8 protein-coding genes and 1 pseudogene are annotated in these 6,915 nt (G+C 67.5%); 6 read left to right on the top strand and 3 right to left on the bottom strand.

Annotated elements, in window-relative coordinates:
• The 5 genes and pseudogenes from ACLL81_RS01255 to ACLL81_RS01235 form a co-directional block, all read left to right on the top strand.
• Positions 1-186 (top strand): annotated as a pseudogene (locus ACLL81_RS01255) (S-(hydroxymethyl)glutathione dehydrogenase); the annotation flags it as partial.
• On the top strand, positions 183-1,031 hold the full coding sequence (fghA, locus tag ACLL81_RS01250) for an S-formylglutathione hydrolase (protein ID WP_411286530.1): 849 nt from the start codon (positions 183-185) through the stop codon (positions 1,029-1,031). The pseudogene ACLL81_RS01255 and the gene fghA, both read left to right, overlap by 4 nt.
• 101 nt (positions 1,032-1,132) lie before the next feature.
• Entirely contained in the window at positions 1,133-2,461 is a 1,329-nt protein-coding gene (locus ACLL81_RS01245; RefSeq protein ID WP_411286529.1) for a pilus assembly protein TadG-related protein, read from the top strand.
• Positions 2,458-2,988: a TadE/TadG family type IV pilus assembly protein gene (locus tag ACLL81_RS01240; protein ID WP_411286528.1), complete on the top strand. Its 531-nt coding sequence runs from the start codon at positions 2,458-2,460 to the stop codon at positions 2,986-2,988. Before ACLL81_RS01245 ends, ACLL81_RS01240 begins: the two co-directional genes overlap by 4 nt.
• A gap of 14 nt (positions 2,989-3,002) precedes the next feature.
• Entirely contained in the window at positions 3,003-3,386 is a 384-nt protein-coding gene (locus ACLL81_RS01235; RefSeq protein WP_411286527.1) for a TadE/TadG family type IV pilus assembly protein, read from the top strand.
• A 22-nt stretch (positions 3,387-3,408) separates the two neighbouring features.
• Here the strand turns inward: ACLL81_RS01235 and ACLL81_RS01230 are convergent, their stop codons facing one another.
• Both ACLL81_RS01230 and ACLL81_RS01225 read right to left on the bottom strand, forming a co-directional pair.
• Complete coding sequence (locus ACLL81_RS01230) at positions 3,409-3,882, bottom strand: hypothetical protein (protein WP_411286526.1); 474 nt, start codon at positions 3,880-3,882, stop codon at positions 3,409-3,411.
• Between the two features lie 248 nt (positions 3,883-4,130).
• Positions 4,131-5,456, bottom strand: coding sequence for a hypothetical protein (locus ACLL81_RS01225; protein ID WP_411286525.1), 1,326 nt, complete (start codon positions 5,454-5,456; stop codon positions 4,131-4,133).
• Positions 5,457-5,485: 29 nt separating this feature from the next.
• Here ACLL81_RS01225 and ACLL81_RS01220 point away from each other — a divergent pair, with 29 nt between their 5' ends.
• Positions 5,486-5,986: a DUF305 domain-containing protein gene (locus ACLL81_RS01220; RefSeq protein ID WP_411286524.1), complete on the top strand. Its 501-nt coding sequence runs from the start codon at positions 5,486-5,488 to the stop codon at positions 5,984-5,986.
• Positions 5,987-6,033: 47 nt separating this feature from the next.
• Here the strand turns inward: ACLL81_RS01220 and ACLL81_RS01215 are convergent.
• Positions 6,034-6,915 (bottom strand): HAD-IC family P-type ATPase (locus ACLL81_RS01215; RefSeq protein WP_411286523.1); only part of this gene is annotated, 882 nt, incomplete at its 5' end.

The following is a 6,915-nucleotide window of genomic DNA, read 5'->3' as shown; positions in this document are numbered from 1 at the left end:
TGGAAGGGCACCGCGTTCGGTGGCGCCCGCGGCCGCACCGACACGCCCAAGATCGTCGACTGGTACATGGAGGGGAAGATCGAGATCGACCCGATGATCACCCACAAGCTGCCCCTGGAGCGCATCAACGAGGCCTTCGACCTGATGCATTCGGGCGAGAGTATCCGCAGCGTGGTGATCTATTGACCCTCGAGGTGGTCTCCCAGGCCAAGAGCTTCGGCGGGCGCCAGGGCGTCTATCGCCACGCCAGCCAAGAGACCGCGACGCCGATGACCTTCAGCGTCTACCTGCCGCCGCAGGCGACGCAGGCCGGTGCGCGCCTGCCGGTGGTCTGGTGGCTGTCCGGCCTGACCTGCACCCACGCCAATGTCACCGAGAAGGGCCAGTTCCAGCGCGCCTGCGCCGAGCTCGGCCTGATCTTCGTGGCGCCGGACACCAGTCCGCGGGGGGAGGGGGTTCCCGACGATCCGGCCTATGACTTCGGCCAGGGGGCCGGCTTCTACCTGGACGCCACGGAGGCGCCCTTCGCCGCTAACTATCGGATGGAGAGCTACCTCACCAGCGAGCTGCCGGAGCTGGTCGCCGCGCAGTTTCCGGCCGACATGGCGCGCCAGGGGATCACCGGCCACTCCATGGGCGGCCACGGGGCGTTGACCCTGGCCCTCAAGCATCCCGGCCGCTGGAAGGCTGTCTCAGCCTTCGCGCCGATCGCCTCGCCGATGAACTGTCCCTGGGGCGAGAAGGCGTTGTCGGGCTACCTGGGCGCGGACCGCCAAGCTTGGCGACGCCACGACGCCGCCGCCCTGATCGCGGACGGGGCGCGGGCGCCTGAGCTGCTGGTGGACCAGGGCCTGGCCGATCCGTTCCTGGAAAGCCAGCTCAAGCCAGACCTGCTGGAGGCCGCCTGCGCCCAGGCCGGCATCCCGCTGACCCTGCGCCGCCAGCCCGGCTACGACCACAGCTACGCCTTCATCGCCACCTTCATGGACGACCACCTGCGCTGGCACGCCAACATGCTTGCGGGCAGATAAACCAAGTCTTTCAGCCGATTATTAAGCGCGCTTGCCTAGTCTGCGGTGTCGTCAGCCGCAGGAGGCGCTTGATGCTCCCCAGATTCAGCAACCGGGGCCTGTTGGTCGCGGCCCGGGCGAAGTTTGCGGCTTTTCGGCGGGATCGACGAGGAAACATCGCCATCCTCTCGGCTCTGCTGATGCCCGCCGTGCTGGGGACGTTCGGCCTCGGGACTGAGGTGGCGTCCTGGCACGCCAACCAGCGCGCGATGCAGAACGCGGCGGACTCTGCGGCTGTGGCGGCGGCGACCAATGCCTCGGACAGCTATGCGGTCGAAGCGCGCGCCGTGACGGCGCGTTACGGCCTGAACCACGGCCAGCAGGGCGTCGCGGTCACGGTCGTCAACGGCCAATCGTGCCCGGATGGACAGGGCGTCTGCTATCGCGTGACCATCACCAAGCCTCAGGCGCTGATCCTGGCCCAGCTGGTCGGCTATGGCGGCGACACCACCCTGGCGGGATCTCCCGCCAAGCGGATCACGGCGACGGCGCTGGCAATCCAGGCCTCCGGGCCAAGGCCGTACTGTGTCCTGGCGCTCGCCGGCAGCGGGGCGTCCGACGCCATCCGGTCGAACGGAGCGGCCTCGGCCAATCTGTCCGGCTGCAACCTCATGTCGAATACCGGCGCCCGCTGCAATGGACACAACCTAGGCGCGGACTTCGGGGACGCGCGCATCACCAACAATGGTTGCGGCGTCAAGCAGACGTCCGGCATGTCCCCGGTCATCGATCCCTACTTCGCCCTGGCCTCGCGGATCCCCAGCGATCCCTGCGGGGGCGTCTATCCCAGGGCGCCGAGCAGGAACAACGATCCGCCGTTGCCCGTCTCCAACCGGCTGAGCGGCGGCTACAGCTGGGGCGGGGCCGCCGTCCATAAGTGCGGCGACATAGAGCTGACAGGTCCGATGCAGATCGACAGCACCGGCGACGGCGCGCTGCTGGTCATCCACAACGGACGGCTGGACACCAACGGGTACACCCTGAAGACCCAGAACGGCGGCGCCCTGACCGTCGTCTTCACGGGCTCGGACGGCGACCGCACCCACACGCCCGTGGGCGGCGGCAGGCTCGACTTTCGCGCGCCCTCGTCGGGCCCGTGGACCGGCGTCGCGATCTACCAGGATCCCGCGATGACCGGGGGGGTGGACATTTCGGAGGCCGGCAACTCACCCGCCTGGGACATCACCGGCCTGGTTTACCTGCCCAAGGCCAGCGTCACCTTCTCGGGCGCCGTGAACAAGTCCAGCGAAGGGGCGTCGTGCTTTGTCCTCGTCGTCGACGACATCCTGATCAACGGAACCGGCGCCATCCTGGAGCATGGGGAGTGCAAGGCCGCCGGTCTGGACATGCCCGTATCCATGGTCCCCATGCGCGGGCAGCTGGTGTCATGACGCGCCGCCGCAGAGGCCTGCAGGGTTTCCGGAACGATGACCGCGGCGTCGCCGCCGTCGAGCTCGCACTGATCGGCAGCCTGTTCGTTGGCGCCGTCCTGAATGTGGCCGATGTTGCGCATTATGCCCTGGTCACCACCCAGGTCGCCGTCGCGTCACAGGCGGCGGCCCAGGCCAGCGTCGCCACCTGCGATACGACGGAGACCCCGGTCACCATAAACTGCGCAGACGTCGCAGCAGCGGTCACCACGGCCATCCGCGGCACGTCCCTGGGGTCGGCGGTGACGCTGCAGGGCGGCCTGAATGAGGGATGGTACTGCCTGAACGCCGCCAACACGCTCCAGTACGTCGCCGCGCCCGCCTCCAAGCCCTCGAATTGCATCGCCGTGAATGATCCAGGGTCTGCGCCGGCGCTCTATCTGCGGGTGCAGGCGGCTTACGCCTACCAGCCGATCTTTCCGGGACTGACCGTCGCGGCGGCCTTCCCGGGTCAGATCGTACGAACCGCCTGGATGCGCCTGCTGTGAGCCGCGGGGCCGCATTGATCGGACGCCTTCGCCGCGACGCCGGCGGCGCGACCGCCGTGGAGTTCGCCCTGGTCCTGCCGGCGTTCCTGGCCTTGATCGTCGGCAGCCTGAGCGCTGGAAACCTGGGGTTCACCGTCTCCAGCCTGCAGTTTGCCGTCCAGGCCGCCGCCCGGTGTTCCGCCGTCAACACCACGCTCTGCAACAGCGCCTCGGCGACCGTGGCCTATGCGCAGAGCCGATACATGGGCCCCACGATTTCGCCCACCTTCACGTCCACGACCGCGGGCTGCGGGCACACCGTATCGGCCAGCGCCACCTTCGGCTTCCATGTGGCCACACGCACGATCGGCGTGCCCCTGACGGCCTCGGCCTGCTACCCGTCCGCGAGCACGTCCTGACGCCTGGAGACACTTGATCGCCTCAGCGGGCGATCAGTTTGTAACTCAAGGCTAAAACCGCCCCGAACGCCACGTGCGAGACGATGCTGATCGCGTTCCGGGCCATGGCGAACCACGGGAAGAATGCCGTCATTCCGTAGAAGTTCACGAGATAGATCAGCAGGCCGAATACGGCGCCTGCGACCACCGCCATGACCAGGCCCAGGCGAGCCGCCAAGAAGGCGAACACCAGCGCGAGCAGGACCGATACCGCCATGTGAATGGCCATCGCGACCATCAATACGGCTGCGTCGAAGGTCGCGGGCGGGGGCAGCACGTCCCGGCCCATGGCGATCGCCGCGATCATCCTGGGCGGCCCCCAGGGGCTCTGACCGGTGGCTGCGACCAGCCCCATCTCCATCATCATGAACACGGCCCCGGCGATCAAGCCGGCCCAGGTCGCGGCTTTCCAATTGACCCGCATTGCCGCCGAAGGGCCCGTGGTGCTGTCCGTCATCGCAGGTCTCCATTCGGGAGGAAAAACACGCATTCAGCCGAAGTGACCTCCTGCGCTGGCCCCTAATTCTCATCAGGTCCATGGCCGCCGTGAGCGAGGAACGCTCGACAAGCAGCAAAGATGCGCGGCTTCGCTGCTGGTCGTGAGGAGCATCGCCCGGACGCCTCTTCATCAACCGGAAACCCCTTTACCAGGCCCCTGTGTGACTGAAGGGCAGGCTCCAAGAGGCCCGGTCCGGACGTAGCGAGCTACGCTCGCAGGACAGGCGCGAACCCACCGCCAGGCGTGCGCATGTTCGTCGCCTGCCCCTGGTAAAGCCGAGCCGCCGTCAGCAGCACGTCGCCGGCATAGGTGTAGAGCCGGACATCGACCTTCAGTTCGATGCGCGAGCCGTCCTGGTAGACACCGCGCTTGGCTGGGGGCGCAAAGACCTGGGCGACATAATCGCCGGCGATGATCTCGTCCCAGACCCGCCGGGTGAGCTTTTCACCCCGGTAGGTCGCCTTGCTCCCGTATCCCCGCGCCGGCTTGAAGAACAACTCGCGGCGGCCCTGCCAGAGGGCCTCAGCGTTGTCGGCCGATACCAGGACGGTCCTGGGCAGGCCGGATTCGAGCGTGGCCAGATCATCCGCAGCGAGCCCCCACTGCGCCAGGCGCTGGGGGTCGGACAGCAGGGTCAGATTGCGCTTGTCGGCGAACAGCGCGTGGAGGTGCGGGTTGGGTGTCAGGACGACGGCGCCGGCCACGTATGCCGCCCGGATGGCCGCGTGTCGGGGCTCGTCCAGTCCGAAGTCCACCAGGCGGTTGTAGATCAGATCGATCGCGCGGCCGTCCGCGCTCAACACGCGGCCATCAAAGGCGAGCCCGGCCGCATCGATGATCACAGCCTCGAAGCCATGTTGCTGCAGCAACGCCTGCGCAAGCTGGAAGTCAGGGTAGAGGTGCTGGTCTTCGGGGGCGTCATCGACGATGGCGACCAGCCCGAGCTTGCCTGACCCTCGCTGCAGCCGCCACTCGTGGCGAAACATCTTGGCGACAGCATCGCCGAAATTCTCCGTGGCGTGGACGGGTGTCGAGCCCACGACCTCACCACAGCAAACCCGCTGGGCCCGCCCCAGGACGTCGTTGAGGAATGCGCCGCCGGCGTTGGTGTTCACTTCGATGAGCCGGGGACCATCGGCGGTGAGGTGGAAGTCATAGCCCATGAAGGCGCCGACGGGTCCATGGTCGCGCACCGCAATCGGCGGGGCCCAGGATAGCGCGGCAGCCCGATAAAGCGGCAGCTTCGCGGCAGCCTCGACCGCTTTGACAATGCGCGACATCCCCTCAAGCGCCGGGGCCGGCGCGAACACCGGCACATTGGAAAACAGAACGGGGTGCGAGGCGCCCAACTGTTCGGCGAAGCCCGGCCGCCCGACCTCGCGGTCGAGGGTCTCCGCCAGCGACCGGCGATCCAGGGTGATGCAGAAGCATCCCCCGTTCAGCCGTGAAGCCCGGCCTTCACTGTCCGGCATGGTGGCCCCCCGCGAGCAAACAGACCTCGTCGAATGCTCTGTACCATTGCCGGTGCGCAATGTTTTCCATTGGCAATGGCGAGGGCGGCGTGAGCCTCGGATCGAGAGTCGGAACCAACGCGCTCCACGTGTCGCTATCTCAACCGATATCCAGAACTGGAACCGACATGAAGCGCCTTGCCCTTTCCGCCGCCGTCATGGCGCTGGCCGCCTGCTCTCCCGAAAAACCCGACGCGCCCACAGGCGCCACGCCCTCCATGGTCCCCGCGGCCGAGCAGAAGACGGACATGGGCACGATGTCGCCCGCTCCCGGCGACACCGCCGCGACCAAAGGCTACAAAATGGCCATGTCCGGTGCGATGACCTCGGCGCCGGCGTTCGTAGGCGAGCCTGACGTCGATTTCATGAAGCAGATGCGCGGCCACCACAAAGCTGCGATCGCCATGGCGCGGGTCGAGCTGGCAAACGGCGACGACGCCAAGGCCAAGGCCCTGGCGCAGGAAATAATCACCGCTCAGGAACGCGAAATCGCGGTTATCGACACCTGGCTGCGCGAAGAGGATGGCAAGGCCGCCGCTCCGGCCGGCTGACGAAAGATCGTGGAAGAACCCATTCCGTAAAGCGGTGTGCACTGCTTTCAGAGCTTTACTGTCCTTAACCGCAGGGCGTTGCTGATCACGCTCACCGATGAGAGCGCCATGGCCCCGGCCGCGATGGCCGGCGACAGCAGCAGGCCGAAGGTCGGATAGAGCAAGCCCGCCGCGATGGGGACGCCGGCCACGTTGTAGACGAAGGCGAACACCAGGTTCTGGCGGATGTTGCGCATCACCGCCCGCGACAGCTTGCGCGCCCGCACGATTCCCTGAAGGTCGCCCTTCAAAAGGGTGACGCCGGAGCTCTCGATGGCGACGTCGGAGCCCGCGCCCATGGCGATCCCGACGTCGGCGGCGGCCAGCGCCGGCGCGTCATTGACGCCGTCGCCCGCCATGGCCACGACGCGGCCTTCCTTGCGAAGCTTCTCCACCACGGCCGCCTTGCCCTGAGGCAGGACCTCGGCCTCCACTTCGTCGATGCCCAGGCGCTTGGCGACGGACTCGGCCGTGGTGCGGTTGTCGCCTGTCATCATCACCAGGCGCACGCCCTCCGCCTTGAGCGCACGAACGGCGGCTTCGCTGGTGGGCTTCACAGGATCGGCGATGCCAAGCAAACCCGCCAAACCGCCGTCGACGCCCGCGAAGATAGCGGTCGCTCCCTCGCGCCGCAGCGCCTCGGCGTCGGCCTCCATTGGCTCAGTGGGGATGGCCTGCTCGGCGAGGAACTTCGGATTGCCGAGCACGACCTTGCGACCGTCCACGATCCCGATCACCCCCCGGCCGACCGGAGAATCGAAGTCCGTGGCCTCCGAGAGCGCGATGTTCCGGTCCTTGGCCGCGCGAAGGATCGCGTCAGCCAGCGGATGCTCGCTGCCGCGCTCGAGGCTGGCCGCCAGACGCAGGAGTTCGGCCTCGTCGAACCCCGG

The sequence above is a fragment of the Phenylobacterium sp. genome (assembly GCF_046590535.1).
Taxonomy (GTDB): Bacteria; Pseudomonadota; Alphaproteobacteria; order Caulobacterales; family Caulobacteraceae; genus Phenylobacterium.
This window is presented reverse-complemented; position numbering and strand designations above follow the sequence as displayed.